The sequence below is a fragment of the Staphylococcus pseudoxylosus genome, assembly GCF_003697915.1.
In the GTDB taxonomy this organism is placed as follows: Bacteria; Bacillota; Bacilli; order Staphylococcales; family Staphylococcaceae; genus Staphylococcus; species Staphylococcus pseudoxylosus.
In genome coordinates, this window is record NZ_RCVN01000010.1 from 1 (window position 1) to 19,175 (window position 19,175).

The 19,175-nt window shown below is 33.6% G+C and carries 15 protein-coding genes; 1 reads left to right on the forward strand and 14 read right to left on the reverse strand.

The features are described 5' to 3' along the window. From glnA to hflX, 4 genes are all read right to left on the reverse strand, one after another. Window positions 1-1,337: type I glutamate--ammonia ligase (gene glnA, locus D9V42_RS09850; protein WP_122064754.1), on the reverse strand; the 1,337-nt coding region annotated here is incomplete at its 3' end. 20 nt (window positions 1,338-1,357) lie between these two features. Continuing rightward, on the reverse strand, window positions 1,358-1,726 hold the full coding sequence (locus tag D9V42_RS09855) for a MerR family transcriptional regulator (protein ID WP_017724349.1): 369 nt from the start codon (window positions 1,724-1,726) through the stop codon (window positions 1,358-1,360). 262 nt (window positions 1,727-1,988) lie between these two features. After that, the gene (locus tag D9V42_RS09860; RefSeq protein WP_122064756.1) at window positions 1,989-3,227 is read right to left on the reverse strand and encodes a methionine gamma-lyase family protein; all 1,239 of its coding nucleotides are present in this window, start codon (window positions 3,225-3,227) and stop codon (window positions 1,989-1,991) included. 16 nt (window positions 3,228-3,243) lie between these two features. Further along, window positions 3,244-4,479 (reverse strand): GTPase HflX, encoded by a 1,236-nt coding sequence (hflX, locus tag D9V42_RS09865; RefSeq protein ID WP_122064758.1) that lies wholly within the window; start codon window positions 4,477-4,479, stop codon window positions 3,244-3,246. 104 nt (window positions 4,480-4,583) lie between these two features. Between hflX and D9V42_RS09870 the strand changes: the two genes are divergently transcribed. After that, window positions 4,584-5,057 carry a glutathione peroxidase gene (locus D9V42_RS09870; RefSeq protein WP_107554870.1) on the forward strand — a complete coding sequence of 158 codons (474 nt, stop codon included), beginning with the start codon at window positions 4,584-4,586 and terminating at the stop codon, window positions 5,055-5,057. Between the two features lie 517 nt (window positions 5,058-5,574). On the opposite strand, the gene hfq is transcribed toward D9V42_RS09870, so the two are convergent. The 10 genes from hfq to mutS all read right to left on the reverse strand — a co-directional run bounded on the left by hfq (window position 5,575) and on the right by mutS (window position 18,801). Further along, entirely contained in the window at window positions 5,575-5,799 is a 225-nt protein-coding gene (gene hfq / locus D9V42_RS09875; protein ID WP_107554869.1) for an RNA chaperone Hfq, read from the reverse strand. 1 nt (window position 5,800) lies between these two features. After that, window positions 5,801-6,748 (reverse strand): tRNA (adenosine(37)-N6)-dimethylallyltransferase MiaA, encoded by a 948-nt coding sequence (gene miaA, locus D9V42_RS09880; protein WP_107554868.1) that lies wholly within the window; start codon window positions 6,746-6,748, stop codon window positions 5,801-5,803. A 19-nt stretch (window positions 6,749-6,767) separates the two neighbouring features. Beyond that, entirely contained in the window at window positions 6,768-7,694 is a 927-nt protein-coding gene (locus D9V42_RS09885) for an alpha/beta hydrolase (RefSeq protein ID WP_107554867.1), read from the reverse strand. A gap of 194 nt (window positions 7,695-7,888) precedes the next feature. Further along, on the reverse strand, window positions 7,889-9,562 hold the full coding sequence (locus D9V42_RS09890; protein ID WP_107530910.1) for a glycerol-3-phosphate dehydrogenase/oxidase: 1,674 nt from the start codon (window positions 9,560-9,562) through the stop codon (window positions 7,889-7,891). Between the two features lie 144 nt (window positions 9,563-9,706). After that, window positions 9,707-11,209: a glycerol kinase GlpK gene (gene glpK, locus D9V42_RS09895; protein ID WP_107530911.1), complete on the reverse strand. Its 1,503-nt coding sequence runs from the start codon at window positions 11,207-11,209 to the stop codon at window positions 9,707-9,709. A gap of 182 nt (window positions 11,210-11,391) precedes the next feature. Then, window positions 11,392-12,210, reverse strand: a complete 819-nt coding sequence (locus tag D9V42_RS09900) for an MIP/aquaporin family protein (protein WP_122064760.1) — start codon at window positions 12,208-12,210, stop codon at window positions 11,392-11,394. A gap of 171 nt (window positions 12,211-12,381) precedes the next feature. Further along, window positions 12,382-13,422 (reverse strand): S66 family peptidase, encoded by a 1,041-nt coding sequence (locus D9V42_RS09905; RefSeq protein ID WP_122064762.1) that lies wholly within the window; start codon window positions 13,420-13,422, stop codon window positions 12,382-12,384. 169 nt (window positions 13,423-13,591) lie between these two features. Next, window positions 13,592-14,125 (reverse strand): glycerol-3-phosphate responsive antiterminator, encoded by a 534-nt coding sequence (locus tag D9V42_RS09910; protein ID WP_122064764.1) that lies wholly within the window; start codon window positions 14,123-14,125, stop codon window positions 13,592-13,594. A gap of 11 nt (window positions 14,126-14,136) precedes the next feature. Beyond that, the gene (mutL, locus tag D9V42_RS09915) at window positions 14,137-16,134 is read right to left on the reverse strand and encodes a DNA mismatch repair endonuclease MutL (protein WP_122064766.1); all 1,998 of its coding nucleotides are present in this window, start codon (window positions 16,132-16,134) and stop codon (window positions 14,137-14,139) included. A 12-nt stretch (window positions 16,135-16,146) separates the two neighbouring features. Continuing rightward, window positions 16,147-18,801 (reverse strand): DNA mismatch repair protein MutS, encoded by a 2,655-nt coding sequence (gene mutS / locus D9V42_RS09920; RefSeq protein ID WP_122064769.1) that lies wholly within the window; start codon window positions 18,799-18,801, stop codon window positions 16,147-16,149. Between the last annotated feature and the right edge of the window lie 374 nt (window positions 18,802-19,175).

A 19,175-nucleotide genomic window follows, 5' to 3' on the forward strand; every position in this document is an offset into this window, starting at 1 on the left:
TATTGTTTGATATATTGTTCTCTTTCCCATTCAGAAACTTGAGTTCTGTAGTAATCCCATTCAATTGATTTAGAATTAATGAATTGGTGATAAATATGATTACCAAGTGCTTGTTTAATTGGTTCATTGTTCTTCATAGCTTTAATTGCTGTATATAAAGTTGAAGGTAAATCTTCAATGCCAACTGCTTCACGTTCTTCACGGTTCATCTCATAAATGTTTTGGTTAACTGGTTCTGGTACTTCTAATTTATTTTTAATACCATCTAAACCAGCTTGTAAGATTGCTGCTAATGCTAAGTATGGATTTGCTGCTGGATCGACTGAACGTACTTCAACACGTGTTGATAATCCACGAGATGATGGTACGCGGATTAATGGAGAACGGTTTTTACCACTCCATGCAATATAACAAGGCGCTTCATAACCTGGAACTAAACGTTTATATGAGTTTACTAACGGATTACATACACCTGTAAATCCACGTGCATTTTTCAAGATACCTGCAACAAAGTGGAACGCATCTTTAGTCATTTGCATATCACCATCTGGATCAAAGAATGCATTCTCTTTGCCTTTAAACAATGACATGTTAAAGTGCATACCGCTACCGTTCACGCCGAATAATGGTTTTGGCATAAATGTTGCGTGTAGGTTATGTTGACGAGCAATTGTTTTTACAACTAGTTTAAATGTTTGGATATTATCACATGCTGTAATCGCATCTGCGTATTTAAAGTCAATTTCATGTTGTCCTGGTGCAACCTCGTGGTGACTCGCTTCAATGTCAAAGCCCATATCTTCTAACTCTAATACGATGTCACGACGACAATTTTCACCTAAATCTGTTGGTGCTAAATCGAAATAACCACCATCATCATTTAGTTCTAATGTTGGCTCACCTTTTTCATCTAATTTGAATAAGAAGAATTCAGGTTCAGGTCCTAAGTTTAATTCTGAGAATCCTAACTCTTTCATATCATTTAACACACGTTTTAAGTTTGCACGAGGGTCACCTTCAAATGGTGTACCGTCTGTTTTGTATACATCACAAATTAAACGAGCAACTTTACCTTGCCCAGCAGTCCATGGGAAAATAACCCATGTATCTAAATCAGGGTATAGGTACATATCCGATTCTTCGATACGTACGAATCCTTCGATTGAAGAACCATCAAACATCATTTCGTTATCTAAAACTTTTTCTAATTGACTAACTGGTACTTCAACGTTTTTAATAACTCCTAAAATATCAGTAAATTGCAATCTTAGATATCTTACATTTTCTTCCTTAGCAAACTTATGAATATCTTCTTTGGTAAATGAACGTTTTGGCATTGTAAATGTCCCCCATTATTTTATTTGATAAAGCGTGATAAATCTCCACGGTTTATCGGAATTGCTTCTCGCTGCGGTTTCTGAGTGGCTTCAACTATCATTTGTTTTCTTGTTTCTTGTTCATCATCAGTCAGGTGATCTTGATCATTTTTTATAATTTGTTTAATTCCTTTTATATTAAAACCTTTTTCAATTAAGCTTTTAATTTCTAAAAGTCGTTCCAAATCATTTAATGAAAATAGTCTTTTGTTCCCGTCTGATCTATGTGGTTTAAGCAGTTCATGTGTTTCATAATAACGAATTTGTCTTGCAGTCAATTCGCTTAATTTTGTTACAACACTCATAGGGAAAACCGGCATACTTCGTCTTAATGTATCATTTGACTTCAATCCGATCACCTCTATTTTTGAACTTGTAATAAATTTAGCATAATAACTAAATTAATTCAAAGATATGTTAGGTTTCCTTACATCACTTTGAATCCCTTGCTATAACTACTCTCAAAACACTTTCAATCCATTAATCAGCTAAGTTTTTAGAAAATTCCTTAAATTTTTTCAAAAAAATACCATACATTTTACCTATGATTCCTAAAATTAGTACTCAATATCAGTTCATCATAAAATAAAATATATGGTAAATAGTTATTATTTATACAAGTTGTTGTGTTTTTAATTTTTGTGCCGCTCTAGTAACAGCTAATTTAACGTGTTCATATGTTAAACCACCCTGGACATACACTTCATACGGTGATCTTATCGGGCCATCTGCCGACAGTTCTATAGAAGACCCTTGCACAAAGGTGCCTGCCGCCATGATTACATCATCTTCATAACCAGGCATGTAAGCAGGTTCTGGACTGAAATGTGCATTTATTGGAGAAGCTTGTTGGATACTTTGGCAAAATAGAATCATTTGTTCTTTTGTATCAAATGACACAGTTTGTATCAAATCAGTTCTATCAACGTCATAGCGTGGTGCCGTACGCATGTCCATTTTCTCTAATAACAAACTAGTAAACAATGCACCTTTTAAACTTTGGCTTACTACATGTGGTGCAAGAAAGAATCCTTGATACATTTCCTGAAGTGAATTTAGCGAAGCGCCTGCTTCTTTACCTATACCTGGTGCTGTTAATCGATAACCACATCTTTCGACTAGCGATTTTTCACCTGCAATATAACCACCAATTTTTGCCAAGCCACCACCTGGATTTTTAATCAATGATCCTGCAATTAAGTCTGCACCACATTCAATAGGCTCACGTTTCTCAACAAATTCACCGTAGCAATTATCTACAAAAATGATTATATCCGGATATTGCGCTTTTATTTGTTGTATTGCCTGTTCGATTAAATCTAATTTAATTGAAGGACGTTGATCGTAACCTTTCGATCTTTGGATAGCAATTACTTTTGTTTGTGGTTTAATTTGTTTAAACACAGCTTGAATATCGATGTCGCCCTCTTTTAAATCGACTTTATCATAACTCACACCATGTTCTCTCAAACTTTCTATCCCATTACCATTAATACCTATTACTTCTAGCAATGTATCATATGGGTTCCCTGTAATATATAAAAGTTCGTCTCCATATTTCAACACACTCTGCAAGGCAATTGTAATCGCGTGTGTACCAGAGATAATTTGAGGCCTTACAATGGCATCTTCTGCTTTAAAAGCATGTGCATAAATTGCTTCAAGGTGATCTCGACCTAAGTCATCATAACCGTAGCCTGTAGTACCTTGTAAGTCGTTTTCTGTTGCTTTGACTGCATGAAAAGCATTTAATACTTTTTCTTGGTTCTCATAGGCAACCTCTTCAATATATTTAAAATAAGGTGCTAATGTTTCTTCAGTTTCTGCAATCAGTTGTTTCATCTCTTCCATTAATCATTACTTCCTTCTACTCTTTTTTATAACCTTTCACTTCATAAGTCGCAGTTGTTTCATTAAAATTCAATTCAGACACTAATGTATTTTGCTTTAAAAAATATAAACGATCGGCATCTGAACTCAGTACATGCTCCTCATAATAAGTTAATACTTTTTTCACTTCATTATATAAAAGTGCTTTAACCTTTTCTACATCTTCTTGTTCTTTGCTTGAAACAAAAACATGTGGTTTATTTGTAGCTGGCAATGTTCCTTCATGTAAATCTTTTTTATTAAAGATAATCGCTTGAGGGATTTGTCCCATTTCTAAATCACCAATGATTTGATTCACTGTATCATATTGCGCTCGGTATTCTGGATGGCTACTGTCTACTACATGTAAAAGTAAGTCTGCATTTTTAGCTTCTTCTAACGTTGATTTAAAAGCAGCTATGAGCGTTGTTGGTAGTTTTTGTATAAAACCAACCGTATCAGAAATAATGAGATTAAACCCATCGTTAATTTGAATTTGTCTCGTTTTAGGGTCAAGCGTTGCAAACAACAAATTCTTTTCATATGTTGTTTCTTTAGCTAATGCGTTAAACCAAGATGATTTACCAGCATTAGTGTAGCCAACCAGCGCAACTTGAAATACATGATTTTGTTCACGTTTGTTACGATAACGTTCACGATGCTCTACTACAGTTTCTAACTGATGCTTGATTTCATTCATTCTCGTTCTTATGTGTCTGCGATCCATTTCAAGCTTTGTTTCACCAGGACCTCTTGTACCGATTCCGCCACCTAAACGCGATAAACTTCTCCCGTGTCCTTGCAACCTAGGCATTAAGTAATCTAATTGAGCTAATTCTACTTGTAATTTCCCTTCTTTACTACGTGCTCTTAAAGCAAAAATTTCTAATATAAGCTGTGTTCTATCAATGATTTTAACATTTAAATTACCGTTAAGCGTCTTAGATTGCGCTGTGGTCAATTCATCGTTCGCAACAATAACGTCAATATCATGAAATTCAACATATGCTTTTATCTCATCTAATTTACCTTTACCAACATAATATTTGTTATCAACGTTTATTCTATTTTGAGTAAATTGCTCTTGAACATCCAATTGACAGGTTCTGGAAAGAGATGCTAACTCTTCCATCGTAGATTCGAAATTAAAATCATTGTCTGTTTGAGCATGTACTCCAACCATTATTGCTGTCTCTAATTTTTGTTCGGTTGTATGCGTTTGATATTGGGTCATTACATGCACCTCTTTTCCAAGTTTTCTTAGTCATTCTATCATAGTGCCAATATAAAGACTATAAACTCAAATTGTGTTAAATTAATAATAAGAGGTGAATTAAAATGACTATATATGACATAGAAGTTCAACAGCCAAATGGAGAAACGTATCAATTAGACACATATAAAGATAAAGTTATGCTGATTGTGAATACTGCTAGTGAATGTGGATTCACACCCCAGTTTGAAGGTTTACAAGCATTGTATGAGAAATATAAAGATCAAGATTTCATCGTCTTAGGATTCCCATGTAACCAGTTTGGTGGCCAAGAACCTGGTAGCGGTGAAGAAGCAACACAAAATTGCAAAATTAATTACGGCGTTTCTTTTCCAATGCATGAAAAAATAGATGTTAAAGGGGAAAATCAACACCCACTTTATAAATTTTTAACAGAAGCCCAAAATGGGTTATTCAACGAAAAAATTAAATGGAATTTCACAAAATTCTTAGTTGATAAACAAGGAAACGTCGTTCACCGCTTCTCCCCGCAGAAGAAACCAACTCAAATTGAATCTGAGATTGAAGCACTACTTTAATATAACTTGAAACAGTTAGAATAAGCCTATCAATAAATATTCGAATTATTTTTAAAAGCATAAGCTTATTTTCATACTATACAATTTGATAAATTACATTTTAAACCGCGGATTGATATAGATTTAGTAATCACTACTTATGATAAAACACGAAAGATAGGGACTTAAATACTCTATCTCAAAAAGGACTAATCCAGTTATCAAAAATGGATTAGTCCTTTTTACACACAAATCTCACTACTTTAAATTTGCATACTTGTTTAGCATATAAATTGAGCATATCTTATAATGCAGTTTATAATTAAAATCAAAAAACTTATTTTGACTAGCATAATATCAAGTATAAGCGTAAGCGTAGGTCATAAGCCATATATTTTCAAAAAACGAAAAAACGCCAGTTTCTATTGCATCTCAATAGTAACTGGCGTTCATACTTAAGACAGAACTATTTATACCCTGTCTCTTCTACTTTATACATAAAGTATCATATTAAATGTAAATTTCTAAAACGTAGTATTTATGCTTCCTCATCAGTGTTTGAATCGTCAATCGTAAATGTACTGATCGCATGTTTGTAAATCAAATGCTGTTTACCTTGTGATAATAAGCATACTAAATACTTATCATAATCTTCGATAATACCTTTCATTTGAAAACCATTCACTAAAAACACAACTACCTTCGTCTGATCAGCCTTAAATTGCCCAAGGAATTTATCTTGGATGTTCTCTGTTGTATTCATATTATGTTCTCCTTTTCTGTATTTGGACTGAAACCTCTTCTAACATCAATGATAGTGACTTTCTCTCTCTATCTAACCACAACACGTCGAGCTTGTTTTTAAACCAAGTCATTTGTCGCTTAGCGTAATTTCTAGAATGTTGTTTTAATTTTTCAGTTGCTTCATCTAAACTTAATTCTTGTTTGATGACCGGTACAATTTCTTTGTATCCTATCGCTTGCATACTTTGACTCGTTTCATATCCATTATCAACGAGTTGTTGCACTTCACTAACTAATCCACGTTCCAACATTATATCTACGCGTTTATTAATTCTTTGATATAATATGTCACGCGACATTTCTATCCCTAATAATAATGTATCATAATTTTCAGTAAATTGTTGTACTTTCTTGCGAGAACTTAAAAGTTTTTTCGTTTTTAAATAATATTGTATCGCTCTTCTAACTCTTTTTCGATTATTTGGGTGTATATCTTGTGCAGACACCTCATCAAAAGTCGCTAAGTATTGATGCAACGCCTCATTTGATAATTGATCAAGCTCAGATAACTTTGCTTCAATTTCTAAACTTTTTTGTTCAGAAATAGTTTCATCTTCAAAGTCATAATTATAGATAAGCGATTGAATATATAGACCCGTACCGCCTGCAATTATAGGCACACGTCCTCTTGCTGTAATCTCTTTAATTAACCGTTGTGCTCTATTTTTAAATTCATATGCTGAAAAGTTTTCATCCGGTTCTAAAATATCAATCATATGATGAGGGATACCTGACATCTCGTCTTGCGTAATTTTAGCAGTTCCAATATCCATTTGTTTATAAACTTGCATTGAATCACCACTAATAATTTCACCGTCCACTTTCTTCGCTAATTCAATGCTAAATTCTGTTTTCCCCACAGCTGTTGGTCCTACTAATACGATTAAAAATGGTTTGTCGCTTTGCACGTGTATCAACTCTCTTTTTCTATTTGTACTTTTTTAAAATTTGTTTTTCTATCCACTCATACATATGTTGCCATGTTTCTGTATAACCTTGCTCAAATAATACTTCATGTCTCTTATTTTTATATAAGTGTACAGTGATATGCTTAACCCCTGCTTTTTTATATAAATTTCCTAATTTTCTTATCCCCTTGCCATATTCACTTAATGGATCTTCTTTGCCAGATATTAATAAAATCGGAAGATTTGGATTAAGCTTTTTCATATTTTTACTGCTACTTGTGAGTAACATATGTTTCATTGTTTCGTAAATCAATTGGTTAGATACCAAGAAACCAGTGTAAGGATCTTTGATAAATTGTTCCACCTCTTTAGGATCGCTAGATAACCAATCACTTGTTGTTTGCTGATTGACTATATTTTTATTAAATGTTCTATACATCATACGATTCAACCAATTTAAACGCCGTTTTTTTCCTGTAATTAGCGTAATTAATTTCAAAATGATTCTTAACAATGCAGCTTTATACTTAGGATATTGTGTAGTTCCTGATAAAATTACCCCTTGTGCAGCATCGGGATAGTTTTGAACAAAAATGCGTGCAATAATTGACCCCATAGAGTGTCCGATTACAATGTAAGGTATATTATAATAATGTGCACACATTGTTTGTGCTATTTCATATGTATCATCAGCTACTTGTGACATATGATCAATATGTCCCCTTTCACTATTGTCAATTTCTTTACCATGACCTCTATGATTATGACGTAATACATCATAGCCTTGTTGATTTAACGATTCAACTAGATGATCGTATCTATCCATATGCTCAGCCATGCCATGAAGTAAATGCACGATACCAATCGTTTCATTTTTAGCCTTATCCAATTTAACTTCTAGCATTGTCCCGTCTGAAACTGTTATTTTAAATTCGTTTTTACTCATGTGTTTAGCCTCCCATACCATACGATTATCATTATCTATATTATACAATATACCTTCAAAATATCATGTTATCAAATACTATGCTAAGCGTTTAGTGATAAGTGACATTTTCTATAGCATAAAAAGCAGCTACCAACATAATAGAGTCAGTAGCTGCTTTTCTTATAAACTTTGTAGCACAAAAGCTTAAATGATTATTCTTTTTCTGCTGGTTGTTGGTTACCAGTTTGTGCTTCATCAATAGCAATTTGTAATTCTTTTGTATAAGCTTCTTTCTGAATATTAGTATAACCTAATAAGTCGCTCATAACTTCAATCACTTGCTCTTTATAATTTAATACATCATCAATTTTGAAATAAAGTTTACCCGTACGACGAATAAAGAAGTCTGTTGGACGGTACACCATTTCATTTTGTATTGAATAAATTAATTCCGTATAAATGTCTAATGGCAATCCAGTATCTTGATGTTGCGCTGTTTGTGCAATTTTAAACAATTCTTCAGCATTAGAACCATATTTAGAAGCAAAGTGACGCGCTGTTGCTTCATCTATTTGATATGATTTAGCTTCTTCAACTTTTTGGTCGATGAATTGTTCAAAGTTTTTACTACCACCAACATCTCCACCAGAAATTGTTAAATGTTTTGTAGCACATTTAGCAAATTTCATACCATATTGTTCTTTCAAGCGTTTTGATAATAGATCTACAATTTCTAAAGCCATGTGACGGTAACCAGTTAATTTACCACCAGCAATTGTTAATAGGCCTGATTTACCTTCCCAAACTTCATCTTTACGAGAAATTTCAGATGGGTCTTTACCTTCTTCTAAAATTAATGGTCTAATTCCAGCCCATGATGATTCAATGTCTTCATCTTTAACGTCTACATCTGGGAACATGTAATTAATTGCATCAATTAAGTAATCTCTGTCTTCTTGTGTAGCAAGTGGTGAAGCTTTGTCGTTATTGTAGAATGTATCTGTTGTACCTACATATGCTTTACCTTCACGTGGTATAGCAAAAATCATACGGCCATCTTTTTCAGTATCGAAATAAACAGCTTGACCTAATGGGAATTTAGATTGATCAATAACAATGTGAACACCTTTAGTTAAGCGTAATTGTTTATTATTTCTTGCATAGTCACCACTGCGAACTTCGTCTACCCATGGACCACTTGCATTGATAACTTTTTTAGCTTTAACTGGATAAGTTTCATTGTTAATTTGATCTTCTACTTGAATACCATTAACTTGTTCATTGGAATCATAAGTGAAATGAACAGATTTTGTATGGTTAATAATCGTTGCGCCTTTTTCTTCTGCACGTTTCATAACTTCTATTGTTAAACGCGCGTCATCAGTACGATACTCAACGTAAGAACCGCCACCTTTAAGACCAGATTTTTTAACAAGTGGTTCTTTTTCTAATGTTTCTTTAGCATTTAGCATTGTTTTGCGTTCTGCTTTTTTAACACCAGCTAATCTATCATACATTGTTAAACCGATAGCAGTAGTGAATTTACCCATTGAACCGCCTTTGTGCATTGGCAAAAGCATACGCTCAGGTGTTGTTACGTGTGGTCCGTTTTCGTATACAATTGCACGTTCACGACCAGTTTCTGCTACCACTCCAACTTGAAGTTGTTTCAAGTAACGTAAGCCACCATGTACTAATTTAGTAGAACGTGAGCTTGTACCTTGTGCAAAGTCTTGCATTTCTACTAAAGCAACTTTCATACCTCTTTGACTAGCATCTAAAGCAATACCTGCTCCAGTAATACCGCCACCAATAATGACAACGTCAAAATCTTTATTTTTCAAATCTTTCTTGATCTGTTCTCTTTTTAATGTTGATAAACTCATAAAAACTAGGCCTCCTAAAATAATAAAAAAAGAGAGACTCATCCCATACATATATAATTGTACGAACTGAATCTCTCATTTCTCATCTCTGTATTATTAACTTACCCATATTGTAGCATACATAACAACTTTTAGTCTATTTTTTTATTCATCTTCTAATTTAAAGACTTGAGTTGCTTCTACAGCTTTTTTCCAGCCTTTATATAATTTTTCTCTTTCTTTATCTTCCATATTCGGTGTAAAGTCTTTTTCAAGTTTCCAACGATTGGCAATTTCATCTTTACTATCCCAGAATCCTACAGCAAGTCCTGCTAAGTATGCAGCACCTAAAGCTGTCGTTTCATTAATCTCTGGGCGTTCTACACCAACGTTTAATAAATCAGCTTGGAATTGCATTATGAAATTATTTTTTACAGCGCCACCATCAACACGTAGATTATTTACTGTAATGTCAGAATCTTTTTCCATTGCTTCTAATACATCACGCGTTTGATAACATAATGACTCTAACGTTGCACGGATGAAATGTTCTTTTTCTGTACCGCGTGTTAAGCCGAAGATTGCACCTCGTGCTTCTGCATCCCAATAAGGTGTACCTAAACCAACAAACGCCGGTACGACATATACACCTTCTGAAGATTCAACTCGCTCTGCGTAATTTTCTGATTGTGGGGCAGAATTAATCATTCTAAGACCATCACGTAACCATTGAATTGCAGAACCAGATACGAAAATAGAACCCTCAAGTGCATAATTCACTTTACCATCTATTCCATATGCAATAGTTGTTAACAAACCACTCTTAGATGTAACCGCTTCTTCACCAGTATTCATCAACATGAATCCACCAGTACCGTAAGTATTTTTCACGTCACCACGATTAAAACAAGCTTGTCCAAATAAAGCTGCTTGTTGGTCACCAGCAATACCAGAAATAGGTACTTCTTTACCGAAGAAGTGATAATCAATAGTATTTGCATAGACTTCACTTGATGCTTTCACTTCAGGTAGCATAGAATTAGGAATTTCTAAAATATCAAGCAATTCTTGATCCCACTCTAGGTCGTGAATGTTATAGATTAATGTACGGCTTGCATTTGTATAATCTGTAATATGTGCTTTACCACCAGATAATTTCCAAACTAACCACGAATCAATTGTTCCGAATAATAGTTCATCATTATCAGCTTTTTCTCTCGCACCTTCAACATTATCTAATATCCATTTTACCTTTGTACCAGCAAAATAAGGATCTAATAATAAACCTGTTTTCTCACGGAATTTATCTTCTAGACCTTGATCCTTCAAATCTTGACAAATGCCTTGAGTTTGACGAGATTGCCATACAATTGCATGGTAGATAGGACGTGATGTTGCTTTGTCCCATACTACTGTTGTTTCACGTTGGTTCGTAATACCGATACTGGCGATTTGATCTGCACCGACATTTTCTTCATTTAAAACTTCAGCGATAACCGCTAAAACTGATGTCCAAATTTCATTTGCATCGTGTTCTACCCAACCTGATTTAGGGAAGAATTGTTTAAATTCGCGTTGTGCTACACCTTTGATTTTTCCATCTTGGTCAAAAAGAATTGCTCTTGAACTTGTAGTTCCTTGGTCAATTGATAAGATATATTTTTCCATAATTATAATCTCCCTTTTATCATGTTCGCTTTCCACATAGTGTATGTAAAATTTGACACTTTACACGTCTAATTTACACATTGCCAAATATCTTACTCTACAAACATGCTTTTGTTACTTATATTTATATATTATAAAGCCTGTTTATATTTTAACTTATAAACAGGACTGTTGAAACGTAATTAATAAACCGATTCGATACCTTTTGCACTTTTAGATTTATTTAACACAATACCAAGAGCAATTGTAATTATTAGTAATACGATTGCTACGACTGACATCATATCAAATGCCCCTTTGTAAACTAATCTATAAATAACAGCACCGATCATTCCGCCTGTGATAGGACCTAAAACAGGTACAATTGCATAACTCCAATTCGAATTACCTTTACCTGCAATTGGTAATATTGCATGTGCAATACGTGGACCTAAGTCACGAGCCGGATTAATCGCATAACCTGTTGGACCACCTAAACTTAAACCGATTGCAATAATCAAGCTACCAACGATTAATGGATTTAAACCATCAGCGATTTTATTCATACCGATAAACATTAAGCCTAATGTTAGAGCAGCAGTACCAATAATTTCACTTAAGAAGTTTGCAAAATAATTTTTAATCGCAGGCGCAGTAGAGAATACACCTAATTTTGCTCCTTGATCTTCTGTTTGTTTCCAGTGTGCTAAATACATTAACCAAACAACGATACCACCAGTAATACCACCTAGGATTTGGCAAATGATATACCCTGGTACCATACCCCAACTTAAAGCACCATCCATAGCGAAAGCAAGTGTTACCGCGGGGTTAAGATGTGCGCCTGAAATATTACCGACAGCATAGACTCCCATTGTAACTGCAAGCCCCCAACCTAATGCAATAACAATCCAATCCGCACCGTTACCAGCACTTTTTTTCAAATTGACGTTGGCACAAACGCCTCCCCCAAATAATACCAATATTGCTGTTCCCAAGAATTCAGCAAAATATACACTCATAGAGACTCCTCCTAAAAATAGATAGAGAGACCCCTACAATTATAGCCAGTTTCGAACCACCGGTTTAATTACTGTAGAAATCTCCCATCTCTGTTCTAATTATTAACTTGAATTCATCTTACACCGATTTTGTAAGCGTTGTCAAACATTTTGTTAAAATCTTGTCACAAATTAATCCTCAGTAACAGCATTTTCAGTAATAAAAAATTGTTTAGTTTCGCAATTAATCTGTGCTTCAACACCATAAGGCAATATATGTTTAGGTTCGTTATGACCAAATGACAAATTATATAATATAGGTAATTGCTTGAGCGATTCTATGTTAAAAAATGTCAGTATTTCATTTTTATATTGCTCATAATAAGTATTGTTAAATGGTTTACCAAATATTATACCGTTAACGCTATGGAACACTCCTTTTTTAAGCAATTGAAATAACATGTCTCTAAATTCTTCAGGATTAGGCATATCTTCTGAAGTTTCTAAAAATAAAATAGCCTGTTCAAAATCATTTAATTGTGGAAACAATTCAGAATCTTTAATATCTACAAGTGTTTCCAAATTCCCACCTATTAAGTGTCCTTTGATATTAACTTTTCCTTGGCCTTGCAGGAAAATATATCCTTGTTGTTGTATAACCGGTCTCGCTATGGTTTTATTTTCAACATCCCAACTCAATCCATAAGGCCTAATATATTTTGCAGGTCTCACTTCACCTATTGGCTCACTATTAAACCAATTGTTTTCTATATCCTTTATCGTATAACAATCCATGTTAATATTCTCTGCGAAATCTGTTAACAACGCTGGACCGTAAAAACTAGTGATACCCATTTTATAAAACATCATATGTACTGTTGTTGAATATGAATACCCTGAGAAAATTTTCGGGAATTTTTGGAGCGCTTCACGATCTACATAGGGCCATATCCTAATCGCATCATCTCCACCAATACAACTTATAATCGCTTTAACTTCTCTATCTCTTATAGCTTCATTTAGGTCTGAGGCACGCAATTCTGGATGTTGTTGTATAAACTCACTGCCTTTTAGTGCATGTGGCATTATTTTTACTTTCAAACCGAAAACCTCTTGTAACCTTTGTATTCCTTGATATGTTCTCCATATAATCGCATCATCACCTGCGATACCTGATGATAGCGATACAATAGCAACCGTATCTCCCCGTTTTAACTTTTGCGGTTTTAACATCATTAATCCCCCTTTAAAAATTTTATAAAAAAGTTAGCTCATTTAATGCGGCAATGAGATTACCTAATGCTTAAATGGCTAACTTTTGAATTTCATTTGTTGTTTTTGAATTAATTTTTGAAAAATGCTGTGCAATTGTTTTAATTTGAATTAATTAAGTACGATTGACTTACCATAAATGTCTGTCACTTGTGGTAATATATTTAGCACCATTTTCGACCGCAACTTCAACTTCATCTACTGTGTTAATTAAGCCTCCAGCTATTACAGAAGTATTTGTTTCTTCATTAATAATTTGAATTGCTTTACTGGCAATTCCAGGTAATACTTCTACATAATCAGGCTCTACACGTTTAATTAGCTCTATGCTGCGTGATAAAGCATGACTATCTAATATAAAGACTCGAAAAACAGTCGTTGTATTCAATGATTTCGCCTTATTGATTACCTTTGTTTTAGTAGAAACTATACCCTTAGGATGATAATTTTGTATGATATATTCGCATGCAAATTCATCATGACTCATACCTTTAATCAAATCGATATGCATATACGTTTCAATTTTATTCTTCTTAAGTAATTCCATGATGCTTTTAACATGTCCAATATGTGTATCTAGTAACACACATTCTTTATAATCCGTTTGTATCATTTTCTCCAAGTCTTTCATTGATCGAATAGCTGGTAAAATATGTGGCTTCATCCACTAACCTCCTAGATAATTCGTTTGAACAGTCGCTCTAATTCATAATTTGAAAAGTTTATAATAATCGGTCTGCCATGTGGACAAGTAAAAGGATCTTCAGTTTCTCTTAATTGATTAACTAAATCAGCCATTTCATTATTTTTCAAATAGTGATTGGCTTTAATAGATTGTTTACAACTCATCATAATTGCAGCTTCTTCACGTATTTTTTTGACATTAACTTTCTTATGCTCTAATACATATTCAATCATATCTTTTATAATTTCTTCCGCTTCGGATGCTGGGAACCAAACTGGATAACTATCTACTATATAATCATTACCACCAAATGGTTCTAAATGCACGCCAACTTTGTCTAATTCTTCTTTATGTTGATTGATAATCATCAGTTCGTCTGTTGAAAAATGGAACGTTAAAGGAATTAGTAAATTTTGAATTTCATTTGAAACTTCGCCAATTTTCTCTCTAAAGTACTCGTATTTAATCCGTTCTTGAGCAGCATGTTGATCAATCATATACATACCTTGTTCATTTTGAGCAATTATATATGTACCATGGACTTGACCAACTACTTCCATATAAGGTACACGTCTTGAGGCATCTTTACTAATACTACCTTTGATATCTTGACTTGCGATATCTTGCTCCATGTCATCTTGGTTAAAAGTTTCGTGTCGGTTCTTTTGATCAAGCGTTGATGCTTGTTCGTAAGTATCCATTTCATTTAATAATGTTCTTTGTGATTGTGCATAATCGTCATTATTGACTTCTGTTTCCTGTACAGTTGATTGAAAATCATTATTATGTGTATTCTCATTATTATATTGTAATTGTGTTTGCGATTTGGATTCATGATTGTCATTATTTTCATGACTTCCATAAGCTTGTATCTCATCACGAAGAGGTTGTTGAAGTTCGTTTTGTTGTTTACGTTTTTCAAAATCCATTTTTTGCTGTTCAAATTTATCCAGCACTTTATTTTTCTTAGTGATTTTATCCATGTCGTTTTGCGGAATTAAAATACGATCTTGAAATGCTTCACGAATTTTTTCAACTATTAATTCAAAGAGTTGATCTTCTTTGGAAAGTCTTACTTCTAGTTTCGTCGGATGTACATTGACATCTACTAGTATAGGGTCCATTTCTATATTAATGTAACAAATAGGGAATCGGCCAATCATCAATAGCGTATGATAACCTTCCTGAATTGCCTTATTAAGTAAAAAGTTTTTAATATATCTACCATTTATAAAAATAGAAATGTAATGTTTGTTACTTCTAGAGTGCTCAGGTTTTGCGACATAACCTTCTAAATGGTAATCACTCGTATCTCCAGTAATATGCACTAAATCTTTAGCTACTTTCATACCATATATTTCAGCCATAACTTCATTTGTACGGCCAGAGCCATTTGTTTTAATGATAGTCTTACCATCAGAAATCAATGAAATACGTATATCAGGATGACTCATTGCCATACGATTCACAATATCTGTTATTTTACCTAATTCTGTATATAAACTTTTAATATATTTGAGACGTGCAGGTGTATTATAAAATAGTGATTCAACTAAAATATCTGTACCACGTTTAGCTTTTGCTGGTTTTTGATTAAGAATTTCACCATTTTCAACATAAATTTCTTGCCCTTCTTCATTATCTGTACAAGTCTTCAGTGTCACTTTCGACACTGAAGATATACTTGCTAAGGCTTCTCCTCGGAAACCTAACGTACGTATGTGGAACAAATCATCATCTTGATCTAATTTACTCGTAGCATGGCGATGAAATACGAGCCCTAAATCATCTATGGCAATCCCTGTACCATTATCGACTACACGGATAGACTCAACACCTGACTGCGCTACTTCTATATTGATTTCGGTCGCTTGGGCATCAATGGCATTCTCTAATAATTCTTTAACTACTGATCCTGGACGTTCAACAACTTCTCCAGCAGCAATTTTATTTGCTAATGATGTCTGTAACTCTTTAATTTTACCCATTTGACTTCACCTCTATTTCAATTGTCTTTGTAATTCACTTAGTTTCACAAGTGCTTCTATAGGTGTCATATTAGATAAGTTCAATGTTTTAATTTCATTTTCAACTTCACTTTGTTTTGCAGATGTATCGAATAAATCAAATGCCGCCTGTTCAAATTGACTTTGCTCTTGGCTAGCAGATTCCTTAGCATCTGGTGTTTGAGATTGGTACGTTGCACGTGACTCATTTACTGAATCATTAAATGGCTCATTGCTACTATGCTCTAATTCCACGGTATTAACATCAACTTTAGTTTCTTGTTTATTGCTTTGTTCGAAATCATCTAATATGACTTGCGCTCTATCAATCACTGCATCTGGTAAGTTTGCTAATTTAGCTACTTGTATACCATAACTATCATCAACTGCGCCATCTTTCACTTTATGAAGGAATATCAATTCACCTTTATATTCATTTGCTGCAACATGTACATTTTTCAAACAAGGCAACGACTGATCTAGCGTAGTTAATTCATGATAATGTGTTGAAAATAACGTCTTAGCATTCGAAGTATGTGCAACATACTCAATCATTGCTTGAGCTAATGCTAAACCATCATAAGTAGATGTACCACGTCCTATTTCATCAAAAATGATTAGGCTGTCTTCAGTAGCATGAGCAAGGGCTTTTTGTGCTTCTAACATTTCAACCATAAACGTACTTTTACCTGAAACTAGATCATCGGCAGCACCAATTCTAGTAAAAATTTGATCAAAAACAGGTAAGGTTGCCGATTCACATGGCACATAAGCACCCATCTGCGCCATGATACTAATTATGGCTACTTGTCTCATATAAGTGGATTTACCTGACATATTTGGACCAGTAATTAAATATATAAATGTATCTTGATTAAGTGCACAATCATTAGGCACGTAGTCATTATGATCCATTACACGTTCTACCACAGGGTGTCTCGAATTGGTAAGTTCTAACGTTTTATCTTCACTAAAAGTAGGTCGTGCATAATTATATTTTTGAGCAATTTCTGCAAAACTTTGTAAACAGTCAAGTTCTGATATCACTTTTGCTTGTTTTTGTAATCGCTCTGTATATGATTTAATTTGTTCTCTAAGCGCTACAAACAATTGATACTCTAATTCAATTGCTTTGTCTTCAGCTCCTAAGATAATATCCTCTTTTTCTTTCAACTCATCTGTTATAAAACGTTCGGCATTTGAAAGTGTTTGCTTTCTGTGATAACCATAAGCTGTCGGGTCAAAACCTTGTAAGTTAGCTCGTGTGATTTCAATAAAGTAACCAAACACTTTATTAAAACTGATTTTAAGTGATTTAATGCCAGTTCTCTCGCGTTCTTTGGCTTGTAATTCTGCTAACCATGTTTTACCATTTTTTGAAGCTTCTAAATAACTATCTAATTCACTGTTAAAACCTGTTTTAAACAGACCGCCCTCTTTAACTGAAATCGGTGGTTCTTCTTTTAAGCTTTCTTCTAATAAAACTAATAAATCATCTAAAGGTTCTAATGCTTTAAATTGTGCAGTCATTTGTTCATCGAAACCTTCTAATAAGTGCTTAATATTTGGAATTTCTGAGATTGAATGTTTTAACTGAATCAAATCACGTGCATTGACATTGCCATAGCTAACACGTCCCACTAATCTCTCAATATCATATACTTGATTTAAATGATTACGTAAAGTGTCTCTTTCAATAAAATGATTTATAAATTGACTAACTGTATCTAAACGAGATTCGATTTGCGATTTTTGAATAAGCGGGCGATCAATCCATTGCTTTAAGCGTCTAGCCCCCATAGGTGTTTTAGTTTCATCCATTAACCATAACAATGTACCTTTTTTAGTTTTCAAACGTATGCTTTCAGTCAATTCTAAATTACGTTTTGCATAGAAATCCATTTTCATAAAGTCAATCGCTTCGTACTTAATTACAGTTTCAATATGTGATAAATCTCTTTTTTGCGTATGATGGATATAATCTAATAATAGTTGAGTTGCATTAAACAAATATGTTTCCGTCATATTATTAACTTCATAACTCGCATCAGAAATATCTGGTAACACAGTAATTGTCTCCGTAGTCAAACTAATTTGGCGTTTTAACGTTTCACCTATTTCTTCATTAACAACGATTTCATTAGGGTTAATTGTTGTAATTTCATTAATTAATGTCGCTTCATCTTCAAAATGAGTAGCCTTCAATTCACCTGTAGACACATCACAATAACTTAATGCGTATGTTGATGCACCTTGAATAAAACTTAATATATAGTTGTTTTGCTTTTCATCAACGCCGCCTTGGTCCATCACTGTACCAGGTGTAACGATGCGTACCACTTCACGGCGAACCATACCTTTTGTCTGCCTTGGATCTTCCATTTGTTCACAAATAGCTACTTTATATCCATTACTAATCAACGTTTCAATGTAACCATCCGCAGAATGATAAGGTACGCCACACATTGGTATTGGATCTTCCTTTTTGGCGTCACGTTTTGTTAATGTTATTTCTAAAACTCTAGATGCAACTTTAGCATCCTCGAAAAACATTTCGTAAAAGTCTCCTAATCTAAAAAATAAGAGACAATCTTGATATTGCGATTTGATTTTTAAATACTGTTGCATCATTGGCGTTTGATTTGTCATATTAATATGTCACAGTCCTTTTTTAAATTCTTATGTATTTGTTTTCACTTAATATTTGTTGGTTTATAAATTAAATTAATGATCAATTTTCATCAATAGTCAGGCACATTTACTTACTGAATATAGACGTGATCCCGTGCATTTCTGAATACTTCCATTGATTTTTTAATCATACCCGCTCATTTTCTTTAACTAATTTAGTTAATTTAACTCTTAAATTTTAACATATGTTTTCAATTTTCGCCCATTTATTAAATTAATATACAGGCACTCATTTATTAACTTCACATTTTCATAAGTTAAAGATTAATTTAAGAACAAAAAAATTAAGGCAACTTTGTAAATGATTGATTTAATAGATCTACTTCTGCAGT